The sequence below is a fragment of the Nitrosomonas sp. PY1 genome (assembly GCF_022836435.1).
GTDB lineage: Bacteria > Pseudomonadota > Gammaproteobacteria > Burkholderiales > Nitrosomonadaceae > Nitrosomonas.
This window is the reverse complement of the sequence record NZ_BQXC01000001.1, coordinates 532,748-555,800: the sequence shown is the minus strand read 5'-3', so window position 1 is coordinate 555,800 and position 23,053 is coordinate 532,748. Positions and strand designations below refer to the sequence as shown.

Genomic DNA, 23,053 nt, shown 5'->3' with positions numbered 1-23,053 from the left:
TTTTATTTTTAGTCTGTAATGATTTCTTTTCGTAATACAAATACCTTCAAGTTATTATTTTTATATTTTTTAGCAGCTTATTCTTTTTCAACGCAAGCATCCGTCAGGGAATACTGGATTGCTGCTGAACAAGTAACTTGGAATTATGCGCCTTCAAGCAAAAATTTAATAAACTCGCACGATGATATGAATGTATGGGGAAAAACTTTAACTTACACCAAATATCGTTATATCGGGTATACCGATAGCAGTTACTCAAAGCCATCTTCCCAGCCTGAATGGATGGGAATTCTAGGCCCGCAACTTCGTGCTGCGGTCGGAGATACACTTAAGGTTCATTTTCTCAATAAAACAGACCGACCTCTTTCTATGCATCCGCACGGAATGAAATATACCAAAGACAATGAGGGCGCAGATGGCGGTCAAGGTAGCAGTATTCCGCCGGGAAAAAGTTTTACCTATACCTGGATTGTTGATGAAGATGCCGGACCCGGCCCAAGCGATCTGTCATCGGTAGTATGGTTGTATCACTCGCACGTAATGGGAGAAGAAGAAACCAATCTTGGTTTAATTGGCACCATCGTCGTAACACGTGCAGACAAAGTGCGTTCGAATACCGACCCAACCCCGAAGGATGTCGATCATGAATTCACCGCACTATTCATGATTTTCAATGAAGAAAATGATGAAGAAAGCGGTATGAAACATACCATAAATGGGCGTATCTTTGGTAATCTCTCTGGTTATGAAACGGTTATCGGCGAACGGATTCGCTGGCATTTGATGGCGCTTGGGAACGAAACAGACAACCATACTGTCCATTGGCATGGGCAAACTGTACTTAATCACGGTCGACGCACAGATGTCATCGAAGTACTACCGGCTAGCATGATTTCTGTCGATATGGTTCCTCGATCTGCGGGCAACTGGTTATTTCATTGTCATGTGGATGATCATATGATTGCGGGAATGTCTACGCGCTGGCTAGTAAATCCCACCAAAAATAATGAAACACATCGTTAGATTTTAACGCTATGATTCGAAGTTCCAGTTTTAATTCTTAAAGGAAAATTTTATGTCAAAAAAAATAATCAAACCAGCTTCAATTGTATTAGGCACCGCTTTTGTTTCTACTCTGACTATCAGCAGTCTGTCGGCCAATACCGAAATAAACAACGCTAATCCTTTCGCAATGAAAGAACTAGCGGGTGGCTATATGCAATTAGCGCAGGCCGATGCCGCTGACAAACCTAAGCACGACGATAAAAAACCGGCTCAGGAAGGTAAATGTGGTGAAGGCAAGTGTGGCAACAAAGATGAAATGAAAAAGAATATGGAAGGTAAGTGTGGCGACAAGAAATCCGAAAAAGAAGGTAAGTGCGGTGAAGGTAAATGCGGAAGCAATAAGAAATAATCCGCTCACTCAAAGCGTTGCACAATAATATGAACTATCCCGTTCATGGTGCAGGCTTAGGGCTACGGCGAGCGTTTATACGCTCGCTTTCGGATCATTCAACCGATAGCGTTAATTTCTGGGAAATTGCACCGGAAAACTGGATAGGTGTAGGCGGCTATTTTGGTAAAAAACTTCACGAACTGACTGAAAAGCATCCTTTCATCTGTCATGGTTTGTCGCTTTCGATTGGTGGCCCTACGCCGCTTGACCAAGCTTTTTTGCAGAAACTAAAAAAATTCCTGCGTGAACATAATATTCGCTATTACAGTGAACATTTGAGCTATTGCAGTGATGATGGCCACCTGTACGATTTGATGCCAATACCATTCACCGAACAGGCGGTTCGTTACGTTGCAAATCGAATCAAGCAAGTACAAGAGCAACTCGAACAACGTATCGCAATCGAGAATGTCTCGTACTACGTCGCACCGGGTCAAGAGATGGAGGAAATCGACTTTCTGAATGCAGTACTGCAAGAAGCCGATTGCAATCTGTTACTGGATGTCAACAATATTTATGTCAACAGTGTCAACCACGGTTATGACGCTCAAGCTTTTCTACATCGATTACCTGCCGAACGTATTGCTTATATCCATATCGCCGGACATTACAACGAGGCAGAAGATCTGATCATTGATACCCACGGTGCCGATGTAATAGCCCCGGTATGGCAATTATTGAATAATGCATATCAGCATTTTGGTGTCATTCCAACTTTATTGGAGCGGGATTTCAACATCCCCCCGCTGCCCGAATTACTGAAAGAAATTACTAACATTCAAGCCATACAAGCTCAGTGGCAAGAAAGAAATCGTGAATACCATAAGCGACAAGACTGATCTTAACGATTTTACCGCACTGCAATACGCTTTTGCAGCCTATATCCGCAATCCCCAAAAAAACGCTTGTCCTAAAGGTATAAATCCACAACGCATGGACGTATACAGCGACTTATTTTACCGTAATGTAGAAGACTTTATCGCAAATGCCTATCCGGTATTACGCAAAGTTCTTCCGGATAATCAATGGCACACCATAATACGTGATTATTTTTCTAGCCACTTAGCACATACGCCATTATTCCCTGAAATGCCGCGAGAATTTCTCAAATATCTACAACATGAGCGCCATGCCTCTACTGATGATCCTCCTTTCATGTTGGAATTGGCGCATTACGAATGGGTTGAACTCGCCATTTCGACATTGGATGTAGAAATCGAACAAACGACCTTTGATCCTAATGGTGATCTGTTAACAGGTACTCCTGTCATTTCTCCACTGGCTTGGATGCTCAGCTACCAATTCCCGGTTCATCAGATTAGCCCCACCTTTCAACCACAAATTCCTTGTAAAGAATTAATTCATTTGATCGTTTATCGTAACGCGGATTTTGTCGTACATTTTATGGAAGTGAATGCTGTCACTGCCCGTTTAATGCAACTACTCAACAATACTCATAAATCGTGTGAGTATTTGTTACAGCAAATTGCTGTTGAATTGAATCATCCGAATCCTGAGGTAGTAATTCAAGGTGGTTTAGAAATCATAAAAAAATTACAAGCGCATCAAATAATTCTTGGTACAAAGCATCTCCTCTAAGTAGTTTTTGTTACAAAACATTTAATTCACATAGAATCCAGAAGAGATTAAGTCACTTTTCTACGAAAATCAGATACTCCATAACACACCGCCTAGCTTAACGTTCTAACAACCATAGCAACAACCCGCACCATTTTGGATTTTAGCCATTTCCCAGAAATGTTAAGATGGGACAATGAAATGGAATGACTTAGAAAATTGGAGCGGTTACTGGGAACAGTTGCGCGCGGCATTTACATCACCAAAAATCGATCCTGATGTTCTGGATGCTTCTTTGCGCGCCGCACGCCAACAGGTACCGATACCGGTTTTGTGGCTACTCGGTAAAACCCAAGCTGGCAAAACTTCGATCATCAAGGCATTGACCGGTAGTGAGGCGGCTGAAATCGGTAACGGATTTCAGCCGTGCACGAGAACTTCGCAGTTTTACGATTTTCCTACACCAGCACCGATCGTACGGTTCCTAGATACGCGTGGACTCGGCGAGGTTTCTTATGATCCCAGCGAAGACATCCGCTACTGCGAAACACAAGCACATTTGTTAATTGCCGTGATGAAAGTCGCCGATCTCAGTCAAATCAGTGTTTTTGACGTACTACACACGATTCGTAAACACCACCCCGAGTGGCCAGTATTGATCGTACAAACTGGATTACATGATCTTTATCCCAACAGTTTCACGCATATCCTACCTTGGCCTTACGACGACGATCCACTGCCCGACAGCATTCCGCTGAATTTGCGCCGTGCATTGCAATCGCAGCGTAATAGCCTCAAACCATTACCCGGCTTCGCGCCGGTACAGTGGGTCGCAGTGGATTTGACTTTACCGGAAGACGGTTTTAGTCCCGTAGAATACGGCTTGGAGGAGTTGTGGCAAAAAATCGAAGCATTATCTCCCTTAGGTTTACAATATCATCTTAGTGGTGGCAAGGAAGTACGCGATATCTATGCGCGTGCCGCACATCAACACATTGTCGGTTATACCTTCACTGCTGCAGGCTTAGGCGCCCTGCCGGTAGTCGATCTGGTTAGCGTTTCGGCAGTTCAAGCAAAGATGCTGCATGGCTTGGCTAAGCTGTACGGACAGCATTGGGATCAAAGTACTATCAGTGAATTTCTAGGATTGATGGGGGTAGGCATCGCATCAAGTTATTTGACTCGATGGTTGACCCGAACGGCAGTAAAAATCATCCCAGTTTGGGGCCAAACAATCGGTACCCTATGGAGCGTCGCCTCAACTGGATCTTCCACGTATGCATTAGGTAAAGCAGCGATTTATTTCTTCGCGCAACGAAAAAATGGATTGAATATTGACCCCGATTCACTGCGTCGGCTGTATGCCGAGGAATTAAAGCGCGGTGCTTTGATTTTGAAACAACGCTCAAGTAAGTCGAATAAATCCGAATGAAATATTTTTCGTTACTCAACCCACTTAGGGTATTGGTATTTTTGTTATTGATATTACCAATACTAGCTTTACTTGGCTTCGGCGTCATATGGCTGTGGCAAAGTGATTATTTGGTAACTTGGTTGATTGTGCTTACAGTATGCGGTGTGTTGAGTTACGGCTTACAATCTTGGCTTGTACAGCGCGAAAGTAAGTTACTACAGGATGCCACCACAATCCCAAATCCAATCTGGCCCCCCAGCGCGGATACTGTATGGAAGCAAGTGGAAACATTGGCGGAAAATACACATCCTAAAGATTGGCCGCTGGAAAATGGCGCATGGACGTTGCAACTCGCACAGCAAGCCTTGCAAACAGTTGCGCATAATTATCACCCAGATGTTGAGAAACCCTTACTAGAACTGACCATTCCGCATACGCTATTGATTATTGAGCGTGCCAGCCGAGATTTACGCCGTGATGTTGCCGAAAAGATCCCTTTCAGTCATCGACTGACTCTCGGTGATTTATTTCGTATTCAACGCTGGAAAACTAAAGCAGAGCAACTGTTCAACATCTATCGCGCTGGCAATATCATTGTCAATCCTGTCAATGCATTACTCAGTGAAACATGGCGCCATTTACGTGAGCGCAGCTTCATGTTGGCAAAAGATGAGTTGCATCGCTGGTTTTTACGTACCTATGTGCGTAAAGTCGGTTACTACGCTATTGATCTTTATAGTGGACGCTTATCATTAGGTATCGAACAACCCGATGCGATCACTCCTGTTTCCGAAATCGATTTGACACAAGCAACGGATACCCTCACAAAACTGCGTGACGAACCTTTGCGCATTTTGGTCTTAGGTCGCTCAAATTCAGGAAAATCCAGCCTAATCAATGCGCTATTTGGAGACTCCATCACTGCGACAGATACATTGCCAGACACTACCGATCTTCTCAAACCGTTTGTTCTAACCCGCGAAGGTTTGTCACAAGCAATTATCCTGGATAGCCCAGGCTGCGATAGCTCCCTATTCAATCAAGAACAAATGCTAAAAGCCGCTGGTGAAGTAGATTTGATTCTGTGGATTACACCGGCCGATCGTCCTGATCGGCAAATTGAGCGCGATAGCCTCGATGCACTACGCGCATTCCAAACTGCGCGTACGCACCGCCATGCATCACCTTTATTGGTAGTAGTCAGCTTCATTGACCGCTTGCGACCCATCAATGAATGGCAGCCCCCCTATGATTTAAACGATACCGGCGATACTAAATCGCTCAACATTAATCGAGCCATACAAGCGGTTGCCAATGATCTGGCCGTGCCAATTGAGCATGTGATTCCGGTAAGCTTATCCACAGATAAAGTGTATAACGTGGATGACGCACTTTGGTCTGCAATCTTGAACACACAAAACGAAGCATTACGTATGCGTTTGATGCGTTGCTTGGACGCACGAAAAAATGCTGAGAACTGGAACATGCTACGACATCAAATGATAAGTACCGGGCGGTTTCTTAAAGAATTACCAGATCTCTTAATCGCTCAACACAAGAAATAATATCTTCCAATATTTTCAATTTTCCGATTATTTGCATGATTTTTAATTCAATACAATATGAAATCTATTTGTTTCTTATTCTTTTTGCCATTGCTGCTATGCATCGTACTTTTCACCCATTCCGTACACGCACAGTACTGGTGGAATGCGAGCCGAGAATCCACCGGATTGGCACCTGACCCCACCACCACACCAGAAGCAGTCATTCAGGTGTATGGTGCGCGTGCATACAGTTGGCGAGGATACTTTGGCATTCACACCTGGATTGCAGTAAAACCGACGCAAGCGAACACCTATACCGTATATGAAGTGATCGGTTGGCTACAACGCCAAAAACTGTCGGTGGTATCGATTCATCAAAATGCGCCAGATCGCAGGTGGTATGGAAATATGCCAGAAATTTTACTGGAGAAACGTGGTAGCGATGCCGAGACAATGATCGAAAAAATTGATCAAGCTGCGCGCGCTTATCCTTATTCTCATAGCTATACCATTTGGCCTGGTCCGAATTCCAATACATTCGTCGCATGGATTTCTCGAGCCGTTCCCGAGCTTCGATTAAATTTACCATCGACTGCAATCGGTAAAGATTATCTCGGATTACGGTTTTTCTCCCGCGCACCGAGTGGTAGCGGTTATCAATTCTCGGTATTTGGATTATTTGGCATATTGATCAGTCCAGTGGAAGGCTTTGAGTTGAATTTACTCGGACTGACTTTTGGTTTTAGTCTTGATCCCTTTACAATCAAATTACCTGTAATTGGCCATAGAAACTTTTCACCTTCTGCTCCTTCGCTTTCTACACTGAATCCATAAAAATACACCAGATTTAATTGATAACTATTCCTATTCATACTATAGTAACTAACAAACTGGTTATCAAATTAAACGATCAGATAGGCTATTTTAATCAAGCCATTTAAATTACTCATCATTTCGAATTCTTTTATGTTTAAACTCAATATGAATCGTTTTATCTTCGCTTTATTCTGCTTCTTTATATGGCCTGTAGCGTCTGCGCAAGCACAAGAGGTCGTTGTTTATTCTGCTCGCATCGAACAATTGATTAAACCGATGTTTGATGCATTCACCAAAGAAACTGGCATCAAAGTAAAATACACCACAGATAATGAAGGCGCTCTGCTCGCCAAACTTGAAGCGGAAGGCAAAAATACACCTGCAGATATGCTGATCACTTCCGATGCTGGAAATCTTTGGGCGGCTGCTCAAGCAGGATTACTGAAACCTATCAAATCCAGTGTTCTCACGCACAACATCCCTGCTCATCTACGTGACCCGCAAAATCAATGGTTCGGCCTATCGATTCGTGCCAGAACCATGGTTTACAACACGAAAAAAGTCAAACCAGAAGAGCTTTCCTCCTATGAAAGCTTAGCCGATCCCAAATGGAAAAATCGGTTATGCTTGCGCTCATCCAAAAAAGTTTATAACCAATCATTGGTAGCGATGATGATTGCAGAACATGGCGAAGCCAAAGCAGAGGAAATCGCCAAAGGCTGGGTCGCCAATCTGGCGACGGACCCACTTTCAGATGACACCAAAGCATTGGAATATGTCGCTGCAGGAAAATGCGATGTGACTTTAGTGAACACCTATTACTTCGGTCGATTAATGAAAAAAGAACCGAATCTACCGCTGGCAATTTTCTGGCCCAATCAGGATAAAAATGGTGTTCATGTGAATGTTTCAGGCGCAGGCATCACTCGTTACAGTCGCAATGAACAAGCTGCAATCAAGTTGCTGGAATTCTTATCCTCTGATAAAGCGCAAAATCTGTTTGCTGATGTAAACATGGAATATCCGGTAAATCCAGCCATTGATGCCGATCCATTTGTCCAAAGTTGGGGTGAGTTTAAACAGAATCCGATGAACCTGATAAAAGCGGGCGAGCTGCAAACAACCGCAGTAAAGCTCATGGATCGTGCCGGATATCAATAATGAACGATGAAACATGAAAGTATTCCATAACAACTGTAGCTGGTGATAGGATTCATGTTTCCTTGTTTTATCCCTTAACTTTTGCGGTGTAATGTCTGTCTGGCGTTTAATTCCCTTTCTAGCCGCAATACTAGTGTTAGCGCCTATTGGCGTGATAATTTCATCGCTACTTGCGCCGGCTGGAGATATTTGGCAGCATTTGATCGCAACATCGCTGCCGCTTTTATTACACAATACTTTTTGGCTCGCATGCGGCGTTATCGCTGGCACAGCAATATTAGGCACCAGTTTGGCTTGGATAACCGCGGTCTACGATTTTCCCGGACGTGGCTTTTTCTCTTGGGCGCTATTACTACCCATGGCTATGCCCGCATATGTTACTGCGTTTGTTGCGTTAGGTTTGTTCGATTTTACCGGTCCTATCCAAACCACATTACGTAACACGCTCGACAGTGATTTATCTTGGTTTCCTGAGATACGCAACCGCATGGGAGTTATCATTGTAATGTCCTTGGCTTTTTATCCTTATGTATACCTGCTTGCACGCAATGCATTTCTGACGCAAGGCAAACGTTCGCTGGAAGTCGCTCAATCGTTGGGTCTTAATCGAATACAAGGATTTTTCCGCGTTGCATTACCAATGGCGCGCCCCTGGATTGCCGGCGGATTGATGCTGGTACTTATGGAAACATTGGCAGACTTCGGTACAGTCGCTATTTTTAACTACAATACCTTTACCACCGCAATCTACAAAGCCTGGTTTAATATGTTTTCCCTGCAAGCAGCTTCACAACTGGCTTCGTTACTGATTATCGTCGTTTTTATCGTGATCGTGATCGAACAGCGCTTACGCCTGCGCATGCGTTACGCAGAAACAAAAGTAAGCGGTCGAGCGCAACGCATTCAACTAATCGGATGGCAGAATGTATTTGCTATAGGTTTCATAATATGCATTTTAACCTTGGCATTCGTATTGCCTGTCGCACAACTTGCACTCTGGTCCATTGAAGCTTTTTCACAAGATTTTGATAGTGCACGTTATCTAGGATTTCTGTCGCATTCAGTATTGCTATCCAGTTTAGCTGCCGTACTCATTTGCTCGGTAGTAACCTTGATGATTTATAGCGTGCGTCGTTACCCGGATATTGCCACACGCAACGCTGTTCGTATTGCGACCATTGGCTATGCACTCCCAGGTACTGTCCTAGCCATTGGTGTTTACGTACCCCTGACATGGCTAGATGGCAAATTATCGACAGGATTGGCACATTGGTTTCAGATAGAAATAGGACCGATCGTTCAAGGTACCATTGCTTTAATGCTGATCGCCTACTTGATACGCTTCATGGCTGTAAGTCACTACGCCATTGACAGCGCAATGCGGCGAATAACAACCAGTATTGATGAAGCGGCCATGAGCCTTGGGTTGAACGGATGGTCGATTATTGGCAGAGTGCATATACCTATACTCAAATCGGGCTTATTTACCGCAATGACTTTGGTATTTGTCGATGTCATGAAAGAAATGCCCATTACACTGATGACACGGCCTTTTGGCTGGGATACCCTGGCAGTACGTATCTATGAAATGACTTCCGAAGGACAATGGGAACAAGCTGCAATTCCTGCTTTGACACTGGTATTAGCAGGCTTGATACCAATCTTCCTATTCATGCGCCAAACTGAGTAATCAATGATAAGTCATCCATTTTTGCAACTCGACACGATTCAGCAAGCATATGGCAAGCGCATTGTCGTAGATACGCTGACACTGACACTCGAGCAAGGAACAATCGGCTGTTTATTAGGCCCGAGTGGATGTGGGAAAACCACCGTATTGCGGTGCATTGCTGGGTTTGAAAGAATCACGGCGGGTGAGATTCGGCTGGATGACATTTTATTGTGCAGCGCACTTCATTTTGTCCCCCCAGAACAAAGAAACATCGGTATGGTTTTCCAAGATTATGCTTTATTTCCTCATCTCAATGTCGCGGATAATATTCGCTTTGGTTTGAATCATTTAAGCAAAATCGAGAAACAACAGCGTGTACATGAATTACTCGACATCATGCACCTAGCGGACTCGATTAACAAATTTCCACATGAACTATCCGGTGGACAGCAACAACGTGTTGCCTTAGCGCGTGCTCTCGCTCCTAGACCGAAACTATTGTTACTGGACGAGCCCTTCTCAAATTTGGATGTCAATTTACGCGAGCGTCTCAGTATGGAAGTACGTGACATCCTTAAGCAACAACACATTACTGCTATCCTGGTCACTCACGATCAAGCCGAAGCATTTGCAATCGCCGACCAAATCGGCGTCATGTACCAAGGCGCTATTCAACAATGGGATACTGCAGACAATCTCTACCATCATCCTATCAATCGCTTCGTAGCGCATTTTATCGGGCAAGGTACTCTATTGCCCGGAATTATGCGGGATTCCGATCATGTAGAAACCGAGCTGGGTGTTTTATCTACGGTATTAACGTCACAAAAAACTAACACGAACAGTCACGATGTCGATGTTTTTTTACGCCCATCCGATATCGAATTCGATGAAAACAGCCGCGCATACGCAACAATAACTCACAAAATTTTCTTAGGCGCAGAAATCCTTTATACAATCCGCTTGGACAGCGGTATAACGCTACTTTTACTCTCTTCCAGCCATGTAAGTAGAACCATAGGAAACCGTACCGGAATTAAGTTGCGCCCCCATCACTCTGAAAGGGCTATTGCTTTCAGTCGCCCATAATTATCATCATTTTTAGATTTGACGCTTCACATTTGATCGTTTTTTCTATAGCATAGCAAGATAAGTTGTTTTTAAACCTTTCAATAAATTTTAATCCCAAACTTCAGTCAGCTAATTGATATCCCGATTTTTAACGATAGTATTGGGTTTATGCTTTTACAATCACTTATTTAACAGAGGACTATATGAGTCAGCATATTCATCATGTTACGGATGCTAATTTCGATACAGAAGTTTTACAATCAGCCACGCCTGTTTTAGTAGATTATTGGGCAGAATGGTGCGGTCCTTGTAAAATGATTGCACCGGTACTGGATGAGATCGCGAATGAATACGGAGACAAGCTAAAAGTAGTCAAGCTCAACATTGATGAAAACCAGTCTACGCCACCTAAATATGGCATTCGCGGCATCCCTACTTTGATGTTATTCAAAAATGGTAATATCGAAGCAACAAAAGTCGGCGCTTTATCCAAATCACAACTTACTGCATTTATTGACAGTCATATCTAAACCGATTAGTCTTACGCGCCTATGGATGTAGGTCAGGTAGGATTCTTTCTTAGCAGCGCTATCCACTTGAACGATTCCATCTGTAGCCTTTTCCTTCCCTATTTTCACCATTCATTTGATTATCCTTTACCACGAGTACCCTCATGCGCTTATCTGATTTAAAAAATCTTCATGTTACAGAGTTAGTCAAAATGGCCGTCGAATATGAAATTGATGGCGCCAATCGAATGCGCAAACAGGATTTGATTTTTGCCTTATTAAAAAATCAAGCTCGGAAAGGTGAAACCATTTATGGACACGGAACGCTAGAGATATTACAAGATGGCTTTGGCTTTTTACGATCCCCTGACACATCTTATTTAGCTGGTCCAGATGATATTTATATTTCACCCAGCCAAATTCGACGCTTCAATCTACATACAGGCGACTCGATTGATGGGGAAATTCGCCCACCTAAGGATGGCGAACGATACTTTGCATTAGTTAAAGTTGATAAAGTCAATAACGAGCCTCCAGAAAACTCTAAACAAAAAATCCTATTCGAGAATCTTACCCCCCTATTTCCCAATGAGCGCCTTATACTAGAACGCGATATTAGAGCCGAAGAAAACATAACCGGCCGCATCATTGATTTAATTGCACCTATCGGAAAAGGACAACGTGGTTTATTGGTTGCCAGCCCTAAGTCGGGTAAAACTGTGATGCTTCAGCACATTGCGCATTCTATTGAGGCAAATTATCCTGACGTTATTTTGATAGTTTTGCTTATTGATGAACGCCCCGAGGAAGTAACTGAAATGACTCGTTCAGTTCGAGGTGAGGTCATCTCCTCTACTTTTGACGAAGCCGCAACACGCCACGTACAAGTAGCCGATATGGTCATTGAAAAAGCCAAGCGTTTGGTTGAGCATAAAAAAGATGTCGTTATATTGCTTGATTCCATTACGCGGTTGGCACGCGCCTATAATACGGTGGTTCCTGCTTCAGGTAAGGTACTGACTGGTGGTGTCGATGCCAGCGCGTTACAGCGCCCGAAACGTTTTTTCGGTGCCGCAAGAAATATTGAGGAAGGCGGGTCTTTAACGATTATCGCAACTGCGTTGATTGATACCGGATCGCGTATGGACGACGTTATTTATGAGGAATTTAAGGGTACTGGCAATATGGAAATCCATTTGGATCGACGCATGGCAGAAAAACGTATTTATCCAGCCATTAATGTCAATCGCTCAGGAACGCGCCGCGAAGAACTCCTTATATCCTCCGATATTTTACAAAAAATTTGGGTTTTGCGTAAGTTGCTTCATCCAATGGATGATATGGATGCTATGGCTTTTTTACTTGATAAAGTCAAAGGAACTAAAAACAATTCTGACTTCTTTGACTCGATGAAACGAGTTTAAATTCACATTATTTCTTCTCTTGTGTTCGATCAAGAATATCGCTTGCGAAGCGAAAGTTCTTGGTGTCTTTCGCGTTACTACACTCAACAACCAGCTCTTGGCGAGAGCAATAACAATTGATCAATCCTTTTTCATTCAATTGACTGATCATATCATCAACACTCATATGAATGGGGGTAGTCAATTCAAGTAATTTTTTTGCTCCATTTTTTGTCAAAAAATAGGCTGTAAGTCCCCAGAAACGCCCCACAAATTTTGACACATACGGATTGATGTGCTGTATTCTATTTTTTCTATGGTTAATGAAAAAGATATCTGTATCTTCTGGAATATAGTGAGTAAATTTTTGTAATGTAGCCGCATCGCATTGAATCAATGCGTCGTCTTCAAGAATGAAAGTGATTTTATTGACTGAATTGGCCGCTTTCTCCCAAAGTGTATAATGGGAAAGGTATACTCCTATTTGTGCTAAAGAAAGAGGTTTTCCGGAACCAAGATCTTTATTATCGGGTGAAAGAACACCTCGCTTCACGAGATCTGCTGTATCAATGATCGCGCCATCAACCGCAGGAAACATTTTCAAATTAAAACTTACATTATCAAACTGATCTTCAATAAATTTTCTCTTATCGGTTCTACGAAGAAGATTAATGCAATGAGTTTCAAAATGAATGTATTCGCTCTGCCTGAATAATCTTTTTGTACGATCTTGCTGGAAAGAAAACAAAAAATAATCAATTGTTAGTAATGCAGCAGAAAAAAAAGATTGAAGCGAATCCTTTATATAAAAAAAAACCTTCCATAACATGGATCGGCTACTCCAATGTGAACGAAAAAATTTTCTTAGAAAGTTCGTAGTATGGTCGTTTTCCATAAGAAACCCAATCAAAAGCAATCAATTGACTCAAACAATATTTTTCAAGTCTATCAAAACCCAAGTTTCTCATCATTCAAAGAAAAGCCCATTTTGTTAAGCTATTCGATAATAAAAATAAATTTATCACTTCAGTCGATTTAATTTCCATCAAAAGAAAACAAACAAGGATACATACTAAATTATATAGCAGTATCCTTGTTTATACGGCAGAATATCTTAGTAAAAAACTTCTAAATAACTTTATTAGTTTGTATTACAAGATGAAAACGCACTTGGGCAGTTAGAACGTAACCCACCTGATGCGTCCGCTGTTTGAGCTTTATATCTCAAATGCTCAAGAATTTTATCTTTATATTGTGGAAGCCTTGTCCAAAAAATATAATTAACATCCAATTCATTCTTGGCAAAATTGTGCAGTTGAGCCATGGTCGGCACATACCCCGTGTTGTCATGGCGGGTATTGAGGTAATTGGCATGCTCAATTTGCACCATTAAAGGCAGTACACCATTATTCTTACGATAATAGCTATAAATCCCTGTTGGATGGTGCACACCTGGATCTTCTAGAAACACATCAGGACAACCTATTCCAGTATCGGATTGTCTAAATTTCCCAATCACCTCTGCCAATTGATCCCGTGGGTAGTTTAAATAATGAAATGTCACAGTGTTTGGAAATGCCACGCGGATTTTTTGATGAAGAATGGCCAAGTTATCAAACCAACCGCTTACTTGAGCATCCGACATTCTTGGTAACGCATTTCCAAGAGCCGTTTCATTCATTGTGATGCCTTCAAAATAAGGATGCGAATTATATCGTTTTCCCATTGCAGCAAATAACGCTGCCAAGCGATCCCTAACTTTTGCGTTCCATAGCTTTACGTTGCGCCCTTTGGGTGTACTTGAACCAGACTTCGCCCAATTAAATTGCCCCCCCTCATATTCAGGTGTTGTCATGTAAGCAGGAACAACATTTCCGTTGAGATCAAATGATTTTAACCCCAAATGAACAAAAAGTCGTTTTTTTCGACTGGATAGCTGCGCAAGAAGTTTATCAATCAATGCAAAATTATAAACACCTTTTGAGGGCTCTAGTTCTGGCCATGAAAAACGCGCTTGTATTCCGCGCAAGGCCGGCGTACTTTGCATTTCGTCATAAACCATATTCATGTATGAATCAATCGATTTTTGCTTAGGTGTAAGTATATAGTAGTGACCAGGATGCCATTTCATTGCACCAGCATTTACTGCTCCCAAGGGAATTAAACTCATGCCTATGACAAAGACCACCCCAAAAATTAAATTACAAGATCTTTTAATTTTAAGCAAAAATTTATCGTCTTGTGTATTATTCATTTCGTAGTTAAAACATTTTTTCATTAAAAATCCTTTCGTTATCTTCATTAAAATCAATTATGTCGGCTCGATCACCGTTGTCTGCCACTTTATGCTTAGCTTTGTGAGACTATGCACATTTACATTACGCAGCTAGTCACTGATAAAAGAACCGCTCTAATCGCATTGAATCGATCTTGTTATCCTCCAATTTTTCATTATTACGTTTTGAACAAATATTTCTTATTATTTGATTAACAATAAGAAACTCACAGAATCCTACTCAATCAAAACAAACCTCATGACTCAAGATTCGCTACGATTTTTAGGGGGCTTTAGGGGGTAATACAAAAATCACAAAACCCTAGCTTCAGAAGAAAACATCGAAATTATTTCGTGTGATTATTTCCCTCTTTTGAAAATATACGTGGGAAAAAATACCATGTCAATCATTGTTTCACAAATTATTTTACAAAATAGAGCGAACAAACAGACCATCTTTGCCTGTAGCAAAGGATTTATGCAGCTTTACATGAGTTTGATGAAATGATTACCGGGAATCAAAGGAGCGAGATTCGAAAAACATATGATGATTGCAAAAGCGACACACAGCGGAGCGTGACAACAACATCGAGTGCAAATTCCTGCTGATCGGCACCTTGTAAAGACTGAAAACAAAGATGCTTGCGCTCTCTACAAAAGAGCGCTCTCCCAGTCTTATACGCAAACTACGAAAAGAATATTAATTACAAAAATACTTTAATAAATCTAATAACGCATACTAGTCACCCCTTCAACAAAACCTACCCTTATCTTTTCTGGGATGGCTAAGTATGCTAAAGTGCGCGGATGTTTGCTCATCTAACTCAAATTAAGTACTTTTTTACAAGTCACAAGCTTATTTTTGGCTTATTTTTGAATAATTGCTATTTACGCTCAAATTCTCATGAGCAAGTAATTATCTAATCTAACAATTGATATCCGTTTTAAATACCAATAATCGCCAAACTTGTTTTTTTATCATTTATCAGAAACTTAATAATATCTATATCTATGTATCAATCACTTTTCAATAAAGAAAATACACTTGCAGTTATTGGGCTAGGTTATGTAGGATTACCCATCGCACTATCATTTGCCAAAAAAATCAAGGTAATAGGATTTGATATTCATGCAGATAGATTAGAAATGATGCGAAATAACATTGATCCTAGCAACGAATTGACTGAGGATGATTTCATTGACTGCGATATCGAATTCACAAACGATTTAAGTGTTTTAAAAAAAGCAAAATTTTTTATCGTAGCTGTACCCACTCCTGTTGATTCGCATAACGTTCCTGATTTAACAGCTATTTCAAGGGCTTCTGAAACAGTCGGAAAAGTTATTAAAAAAGGAGATTATGTAGTATATGAATCAACGGTATATCCCGGATGCACTGAAGAAGATTGCTTACCTGTTATAGAGAAATCATCTGGATTGAAGGCCGGTATCGATTTTAAATATGGATATTCCCCTGAAAGAATCAATCCCGGCGATAAGCTTCATACACTGGAAACCATCGTGAAAGTAGTATCTGGGAGCGATGCGGAGGCGCTTGATCAAATTGCGAAGGTTTACCATTTGGTAGTAAAAGCCGGCATACATCGAGCTGGCTCAGTGAAGGTAGCCGAAGCAGCAAAGATTATTGAAAATACACAACGCGATTTAAACATCGCACTTATGAACGAGCTATCGATCATTTTCGACAAAATGAATATTAATACTTTTGAAGTACTTGAAGCGGCCGGAACCAAATGGAATTTTCTGAAGTTTTTCCCTGGATTAGTTGGAGGTCATTGTATCGGTGTAGATCCCTATTATCTTACTTACAAATCACAACAGATTGGTTATAACAGTCGCGTCATTTTATCTGGTAGAACTATTAATGACGAAATGGCTAATCATGTTGCAAAAAAAACAGTTCAAGCCATCATTAAATCCGGTGTCAATATAGCGCAAGCTAAAGTACTGATTATGGGGTGTACATTCAAAGAAAACGTATCGGATATTCGTAACTCAAAAGTAGCCGATGTCTATAATGAGCTAGTCGCATATCAGGTACAGGTGGACGTATCCGATCCTCGCGCAAATGATGATGAAGTGAAACATGAATATGGCTTTGGTTTATGTGAAAAGATAGGAACAAGTTATGATGCAATCATCGCAGCAGTCAACCACAGTGAATACAAAGACTTAACTGAAGAATATTTTAAGTCATTGTTAAAGCCCAATGGTATTTTAATTGATATCAAAGGCCAATTCAGAAACAAAATTAAGAATCTTAAATACTGGAGCCTTTGATGACTTTATTTCATTCAAGTCCATTTGATCAGCATACTTTTCTTATCACCGGAGGAGCAGGTTTCATCGGTTCGCATATCGTTGAGTATCTGTTAAACAATAAAGCTAAAAAAGTTAGAGTATTAGATAATCTGAGCACGGGCCTACAAAAAAATATAGATCTCTTTAGTAATCATCCAGCTTTTGAATTCATTCGAGGCGACATACGAGATTTTGCTACTTGCAAGGAAGCCTGCGAAGGAATCGATTATGTATCTCACCAAGCCGCCCTGGGTTCAGTTCCTCGCTCAATAAAAGACCCTCTTACTACCAATGAAGTCAATATTACGGGCTTCGTTAACATGATAACTGCTGCAAAAGATGCTCGCATTAAAACATTTGTATACGCTTCATCGTCCTCTGTTTACGGCAGCGAACCCACGCTACCCAAAATTGAAAATCGCGTAGGAGAACCACTCTCACCTTATGCGGTAACAAAAAAAACAAATGAACAATACGCTTCTGTCTTTCATGAACTATATGGCATGCAAGTCATAGGTTTTAGATATTTTAATGTATTTGGACCAAGACAAGATCCCAATGGCCCCTATGCAGCTGTTATACCACTTTTCATCAAAGGAATTCTCGACAAAACACCTGTTTATATCAATGGCGATGGCGAACAAACTCGCGATTTCACGTTTGTGGATAATGCAGTCCAAGCCAATATTCGTGCTCTATTTTGCGAAAACCAGCAAGCTTTTGGTAAAGTAATCAATGTAGCTGTGGGTGAAAAATTTACCGTAAACTATATGTACGACGCAATCAGGAATATATTGCAATCCCAGCACGAGGCAATCCATCGTGCCCCACGTGCCGGAGATATCCGAAACTCCTTAGCAGATACATCATTAGCCCATTCCTTAATTGGATACGCTCCAACACACCACTTCATGGAAGGATTGAAAGAAACTGTGGATTTCTTTGTGAAGATTTACCGCTAACTTAAAACTCTTCTTAAGCTAGAAACTCTAACTAAACAAGCTTCTAGCCTGACATAACAATTATTTAGAAGATTCTTTTAAGTGGACCAAAGCTTCACTAACATGCTTAGTAGCCTCATCTGCATGATTTTGTTTAGCATGCGCAATGGCCTCGTTCAAATGTGTAACGGATTCGGCAACATGTTGTTTGCTAGCACCAGAAAGCCCACTTTCCGCAGCTTTTGCATGTTTTAGGCTTTCTTCTGCATGCGTTTGCAATTCTTTAGCATGACCTGCTTTTCCGTGTGTCTGTGCAGACTCTGCATGCTCTATAGCTTCTGCAACATGTGGATTAATATCCGCCGCAATTGACGAAAAACTAATAAAAAGTGCAGCGATCACAACGATCAAAGGTAATTTAATGCGTTTCATAAGCCTATCCCTTTATACTTAATTATTAAAAAAAGAATTCTCCATTCAACTTCCTAACTCATAATGAACAGTATAATTCTATGAAATAGACTGATACGATTAACAGTAGTTCAAATTAATCTTTAATAACCCATTCAATATCAACCATTATTCCAGCATGTGATTAAGACTCTGGTAATCAATCCACTGCTGCTTGAAAGTTTTCCCATTAATTTGGATAAATGGTTTTTCTGGCTCACCCAAATCAGACAAAATTGCTAGCGCACCAGAAAAGTCTTGCAAATGCGTGTAATCGTTGACTGTAATCAATGTTTGCAGATTCGCTGCTATCGCCGATTTTAATCCATTCTCGGAGTCTTCAATTGCAATACACTGCCGCGCATTCAATTTAAGCTGATCCAATACCCAGTGATAAATATCGGGAGCAGGCTTCTTCATCGATACAATATCTCCAGCACCAATCACATCAAACCAATCGATGGATTCTTCTCCAAGAGTAGATTTTAATAGCGAAGTAACATTTTCCAACGTAGTGGTTGTGGCAATGGCTAGCTTTATTTTTTTGTCACGTAGCTCATGAATCAACCGGGCCACTCCTGGCCGTAATGGAATGCTGCCTTTTTCCATAAACATTTCATAAAAACCCGTTTTGGTTTTATGTAAATGCACGATCCAATCCTTCAAATCATTTCTGCTCAATAATTCTGGAGAATATCTTTCTAAATAGTAGCGAATACGTTCTTTACCTCCCGTTATCTGTAACAATTCACCATAAAGCTCAATACTCCACTGCCAATTCAATCCATTTTCTTTGAATGCTTGATTAAAAGCGACGCGATGACCATCTTGTTCGGTATCTGCTAGAGTTCCATCGACGTCAAATAAAACAGCTTGTAAAGTGTTACCGGAATTCATATAACTTAGCCTCAATTAACAATATAATTTTATGATGCGCGATGACTGGCTCGCTGCAGGCGGTCCTCAATAGCTACCCAGTTGGGATGATCAGGCACCATCTCGACCAATAAATAATCAAATTCTGCCTGGTCGAACTGATGCAAAATCGCATATAACTCCCTACCATAAGATTCAGGATCATTGGGCATGGAGCAATGTTGTAGATATTCATTTTGCTGCAAAGGTAGTTGAATCGGAGACCAAGTGATAACCATCGTTTTTAACTGCTGATTCGTCATTTTTTGCGCATACTGCCACAACTGTTCCGTCGCACATAATTTGAGTGGTGTCGTTGGCGCATAGTGCGAAGACAAGGACCCTGGCACACGAATCGTGGATGAATCAGACCGATGCATCATACTAATCGATGCACCGAGTACTGATTCGAGCTCAGCCAAAGCAATTCCACCCGGCCTAAGCACTTTAGGGTTATCGCCCACAAAGCTGACTATCGTGCTTTCCAAACCGACCGCACACGATCCTCCATCTAAAATCATGCTAATTTCTGTGCCCAATTCTTTCTGCACGTGTGCTGCCGTGGTTGGACTGATTCGACCGAAACGATTAGCAGAGGGTGCAGCAAGCGCCCTACCCCGCCCCAGAGATCGAAGCAAAGCTAATGCAATGGGATGTCCAGGAACGCGTATCCCCACGGTATCTTGCCCACCCGTTACAATATCCGGTACACATCGACTACGTTTCAGAATCAAAGTCAATGGCCCAGGCCAGAATCGTGCTGCGAGCTTCAAAGCGGTGTCCGGTATTGCTTGCGCCCATTCTGACAGACACGAAAAATCAGCGATATGTACTATCAGAGGATGATTCATCGGTCTTTGTTTGATACGATAAATACTGCTAATCGCTTCGAGATTTGTCACGTCAGCACCAAGGCCATAAACTGTTTCTGTCGGAAAAGCGACCACTCCACCAGCATTCAAGATACTCATAGCACGAGAAATCTGTTCGCGCTGTTGCTCCGTGATAACAGCACTTTCAAAAGAAAAAGATACAGTCTTCATAGCATGAATAAAACTATGAGATCTTTAGCATTCGATCCAATGATAATTTAGCGAGCTTGGCCTCACTTTCCGGTACTTTGATTTGATTGACCACATTACCATTGACTAGATTTTCCAGTGTCCAAGCCAAATGCTGTGGATCGATACGTGCCATAGTTGAACACATACACACCATCGGTGACATAAATTGAATAATCTTTCCTTGCGACTTAAATTCCTCAGTAATTCTACTGACCAGATTCAACTCGGTACCAACTAACCAGCGCGTATCATTTGGCGCCTCAGCAATGGTTCTGATAATGTATTCCGTAGAGCCGACAAAATCGGATGCTTTACAAACCTCAAAGCTACATTCTGGGTGGGAAATAACGATGCCATCCGGATGCTGATTACGAAACCGGATAATGTGATGTGGTTGGAACATTTGATGAACCGAGCAATGGCCTTTCCACAGTAGAATTTTGGCTTTCTTAATTTGCTCAGGCGTAAGCCCTCCTAAAGGTTCATCAAAATTCCACACTACCATTTCATCCAAAGGGATACCCAATTGATGACCGCTCCAACGCCCTAAATGTTGGTCTGGAAAAAACAATACCTTTTCTCGCTGCTTAAAAGACCATTGCAGTACTTTACCAGCATTGCTGGAAGTACATACAATTCCACCGTGCTCGCCACAGAAAGCTTTTAGATCTGCTGCCGAATTGATGTAGGTTACCGGTGTGATTTTTTCATCGGGATCCAAGACATCCGCTAAATCACGCCAAGCTCTCTCTACATTCGATAAGCTCGCCATATCGGCCATCGAACAACCTGCAGACATATCAGGTAAAATAGCCACTTGCTGCGGGCTAGAAAGAATATCTGCGACTTCCGCCATAAAATGCACGCCGCAGAAAACTAGATAATCTGCATCGGTTTGTGCCGCTAAAAATGAAAGCTTTAAAGAGTCCCCCGTCAAATCGGCATGCCGGTAAACATCAGCACGTTGATAGTGATGCGCCAAAATAACCGCACGCTTTCCAAGCATTTTTTTGGCCTCAATAATACGCTGAGCACACGCTTCATCTTGTAGTAAATCATAGTGTTCAAAATCAATTGCTTCATGCTGCATAATATTTGTTTACTTCCTTCCGGTAATGACTGAAATGATGCACATTATCATACTAAGATACAGATTCAAATGCACTATTTGCAAGCCAACGTAAAAGAAAAGATGAATTCATCATAAAAAGTAAAAATATCCGGTTCTGATATAATTCATACCATACAGAACTTTGAATAGCCTTAAGTTGTTGTGTCGAATAAATTAATTTTACTGCAATCATCAAACCGGCCATTTTTCTTTATCTAGTATGATTAAATATTCCCATATTAGTTTTCCACTTGCGGTGTTTATTTTTCTTGCGCTGGTAGCATTATGGTTGGATCAGCTTTATCGGCCTTATGAATCCATCAACGGTAAAGGCATGTTTTATAATCCTGATTATATTATTGAAGGAGTATCTGGTATTCAAATGAACCATACGAAAGCCAATCGTAGAAATTTCTCGGCGGAAACCTTATCGCATTATCATGAAGAAAATGTCACGCGTATGCAGCAAGTCAGCTTCGTAAACTCTGGACAAGGCAAACCTGTGTTTCGCTTACAAGCAGATATTGCAGAGATCAGAGATAAAAACCAAAATATTTATCTAAGAGAAAACGTCACCGCTATTCGCGGTACTGAAAATGAAAAAGATCAAATTACTTTAACAACTGATTTCTTGTATCTTATTCCTGATGAAAGCATGGTCATCACAAATCACGCTGTAACAATTTCTAAACCAGGCTCCAGAATCAGTGCCATCGGAATGGAATTGGACAATCAAACAGGTATTCTGCAACTTCTATCCAATGTAAAAGCTATCAACTTCAAATCATCATCAAAATAATGAAATTATTTTTCACGGCGTGCGCTTTGTCATTTTTTATTATTACCAACGTATTGGCTGAAAAAGCTGATCGAAATAAACCGATACACCTTGAAGCGGATCGAGCGACAGTTGATGATGTCAATCGTAAAGAATCCACTCGCATCAGTACGTTTATTGGCAATGTCATTCTCACTCAAGGCACACTACGCATTAAGGCAGACAAATTGATCATGAAAGAAGACATCGATGGCTTTCGTCACGCCATCGCTACTGGGAATTTAGTTACCTTTCGCCAAAAACGCGATGGCTTGAATGAATATGTCGAAGGTTGGAGCGAGCGCGCGGAATACGATAGTAAAGCTGACAAAATTGAATTATTTCGCCGCGCTCGCTTGAAACGTGGCGAAGACGAAGTAAATGGCGATTACATTTCGTATGAAATGAGCAATGAATTTTTCAAAGTAATTGGAAATGATAATCGCAATATCGAATCAGCTCCCAACAAAAGAGTGCATATCACCATTCAACCCAAGAATAAATCAGAATAACTAACCTGCGTAGCATCGA

The 23,053-nt window shown here is 41.4% G+C and carries 22 protein-coding genes; 16 read left to right on the top strand and 6 right to left on the bottom strand.

What is annotated here, in order from left to right:
* The first annotated feature begins 18 nt into the window (after positions 1-18).
* From W03_RS02495 to rho, 12 genes are all read left to right on the top strand, one after another.
* Complete coding sequence (locus W03_RS02495; protein WP_244071087.1) at positions 19-1,023, top strand: multicopper oxidase domain-containing protein; 1,005 nt, start codon at positions 19-21, stop codon at positions 1,021-1,023.
* A gap of 52 nt (positions 1,024-1,075) precedes the next feature.
* Positions 1,076-1,414, top strand: a complete 339-nt coding sequence (locus W03_RS02490) for a hypothetical protein (protein ID WP_244071085.1) — start codon at positions 1,076-1,078, stop codon at positions 1,412-1,414.
* A 29-nt stretch (positions 1,415-1,443) separates the two neighbouring features.
* On the top strand, positions 1,444-2,295 hold the full coding sequence (locus W03_RS02485) for a DUF692 domain-containing protein (protein ID WP_244071083.1): 852 nt from the start codon (positions 1,444-1,446) through the stop codon (positions 2,293-2,295).
* Positions 2,270-3,055 (top strand): DUF2063 domain-containing protein, encoded by a 786-nt coding sequence (locus W03_RS02480; RefSeq protein ID WP_244071081.1) that lies wholly within the window; start codon positions 2,270-2,272, stop codon positions 3,053-3,055. The genes W03_RS02485 and W03_RS02480 overlap by 26 nt, the downstream gene beginning before the upstream one ends.
* Before the next feature lie 175 nt (positions 3,056-3,230).
* Positions 3,231-4,466: a YcjF family protein gene (locus W03_RS02475; RefSeq protein ID WP_244071080.1), complete on the top strand. Its 1,236-nt coding sequence runs from the start codon at positions 3,231-3,233 to the stop codon at positions 4,464-4,466.
* Complete coding sequence (locus W03_RS02470; protein WP_244071078.1) at positions 4,463-6,013, top strand: GTPase family protein; 1,551 nt, start codon at positions 4,463-4,465, stop codon at positions 6,011-6,013. The genes W03_RS02475 and W03_RS02470 overlap by 4 nt, the downstream gene beginning before the upstream one ends.
* Positions 6,014-6,070: 57 nt before the next feature.
* Positions 6,071-6,829: a DUF3750 domain-containing protein gene (locus W03_RS02465; protein ID WP_244071076.1), complete on the top strand. Its 759-nt coding sequence runs from the start codon at positions 6,071-6,073 to the stop codon at positions 6,827-6,829.
* Between the two features lie 147 nt (positions 6,830-6,976).
* Positions 6,977-7,972, top strand: a complete 996-nt coding sequence (locus tag W03_RS02460) for a Fe(3+) ABC transporter substrate-binding protein (protein WP_244071074.1) — start codon at positions 6,977-6,979, stop codon at positions 7,970-7,972.
* Positions 7,973-8,063: 91 nt separating this feature from the next.
* A complete protein-coding gene (locus W03_RS02455; RefSeq protein WP_244071072.1) occupies positions 8,064-9,662 on the top strand; it encodes an iron ABC transporter permease in 1,599 nt (532 codons plus the stop codon).
* A gap of 3 nt (positions 9,663-9,665) precedes the next feature.
* Entirely contained in the window at positions 9,666-10,733 is a 1,068-nt protein-coding gene (locus W03_RS02450; protein ID WP_244071070.1) for an ABC transporter ATP-binding protein, read from the top strand.
* A gap of 185 nt (positions 10,734-10,918) precedes the next feature.
* A complete protein-coding gene (gene trxA / locus W03_RS02445) occupies positions 10,919-11,245 on the top strand; it encodes a thioredoxin TrxA (protein WP_244071067.1) in 327 nt (108 codons plus the stop codon).
* Between the two features lie 143 nt (positions 11,246-11,388).
* On the top strand, positions 11,389-12,648 hold the full coding sequence (gene rho / locus W03_RS02440) for a transcription termination factor Rho (RefSeq protein ID WP_244071065.1): 1,260 nt from the start codon (positions 11,389-11,391) through the stop codon (positions 12,646-12,648).
* A gap of 7 nt (positions 12,649-12,655) precedes the next feature.
* On the opposite strand, the gene W03_RS02435 is transcribed toward rho, so the two are convergent.
* Together W03_RS02435 and W03_RS02430 are read right to left on the bottom strand one after the other, a co-directional pair.
* Entirely contained in the window at positions 12,656-13,456 is an 801-nt protein-coding gene (locus tag W03_RS02435) for a glycosyltransferase family 25 protein (RefSeq protein ID WP_244071063.1), read from the bottom strand.
* A gap of 312 nt (positions 13,457-13,768) precedes the next feature.
* Entirely contained in the window at positions 13,769-14,905 is a 1,137-nt protein-coding gene (locus W03_RS02430) for a beta-galactosidase (RefSeq protein WP_244071061.1), read from the bottom strand.
* Positions 14,906-15,913: 1,008 nt separating this feature from the next.
* Between W03_RS02430 and W03_RS02425 the strand changes: the two genes are divergently transcribed.
* Both W03_RS02425 and W03_RS02420 read left to right on the top strand, forming a co-directional pair.
* Positions 15,914-17,203 carry a nucleotide sugar dehydrogenase gene (locus W03_RS02425; protein WP_244071059.1) on the top strand — a complete coding sequence of 430 codons (1,290 nt, stop codon included), beginning with the start codon at positions 15,914-15,916 and terminating at the stop codon, positions 17,201-17,203.
* A complete protein-coding gene (locus tag W03_RS02420; protein WP_244071057.1) occupies positions 17,203-18,186 on the top strand; it encodes an SDR family oxidoreductase in 984 nt (327 codons plus the stop codon). The genes W03_RS02425 and W03_RS02420 overlap by 1 nt, the downstream gene beginning before the upstream one ends.
* Positions 18,187-18,246: 60 nt before the next feature.
* Here W03_RS02420 and smbP read toward each other — a convergent pair whose 3' ends face one another.
* The 4 genes from smbP to nadA all read right to left on the bottom strand — a co-directional run bounded on the left by smbP (position 18,247) and on the right by nadA (position 21,684).
* The gene (gene smbP / locus W03_RS02415) at positions 18,247-18,597 is read right to left on the bottom strand and encodes a small metal-binding protein SmbP (RefSeq protein WP_244071055.1); all 351 of its coding nucleotides are present in this window, start codon (positions 18,595-18,597) and stop codon (positions 18,247-18,249) included.
* A gap of 147 nt (positions 18,598-18,744) precedes the next feature.
* A complete protein-coding gene (locus W03_RS02410; protein WP_244071053.1) occupies positions 18,745-19,512 on the bottom strand; it encodes an HAD family hydrolase in 768 nt (255 codons plus the stop codon).
* A gap of 29 nt (positions 19,513-19,541) precedes the next feature.
* A complete protein-coding gene (locus W03_RS02405; RefSeq protein WP_244071051.1) occupies positions 19,542-20,573 on the bottom strand; it encodes an L-threonylcarbamoyladenylate synthase in 1,032 nt (343 codons plus the stop codon).
* 13 nt (positions 20,574-20,586) lie between these two features.
* Entirely contained in the window at positions 20,587-21,684 is a 1,098-nt protein-coding gene (gene nadA / locus W03_RS02400) for a quinolinate synthase NadA (protein ID WP_244071049.1), read from the bottom strand.
* 241 nt (positions 21,685-21,925) lie between these two features.
* Between nadA and lptC the strand changes: the two genes are divergently transcribed.
* Both lptC and lptA read left to right on the top strand, forming a co-directional pair.
* Positions 21,926-22,504: an LPS export ABC transporter periplasmic protein LptC gene (gene lptC, locus W03_RS02395; protein ID WP_244071047.1), complete on the top strand. Its 579-nt coding sequence runs from the start codon at positions 21,926-21,928 to the stop codon at positions 22,502-22,504.
* Positions 22,504-23,034: a lipopolysaccharide transport periplasmic protein LptA gene (lptA, locus tag W03_RS02390; RefSeq protein ID WP_244071045.1), complete on the top strand. Its 531-nt coding sequence runs from the start codon at positions 22,504-22,506 to the stop codon at positions 23,032-23,034. The genes lptC and lptA overlap by 1 nt, the downstream gene beginning before the upstream one ends.
* Positions 23,035-23,053: the final 19 nt, after the last annotated feature.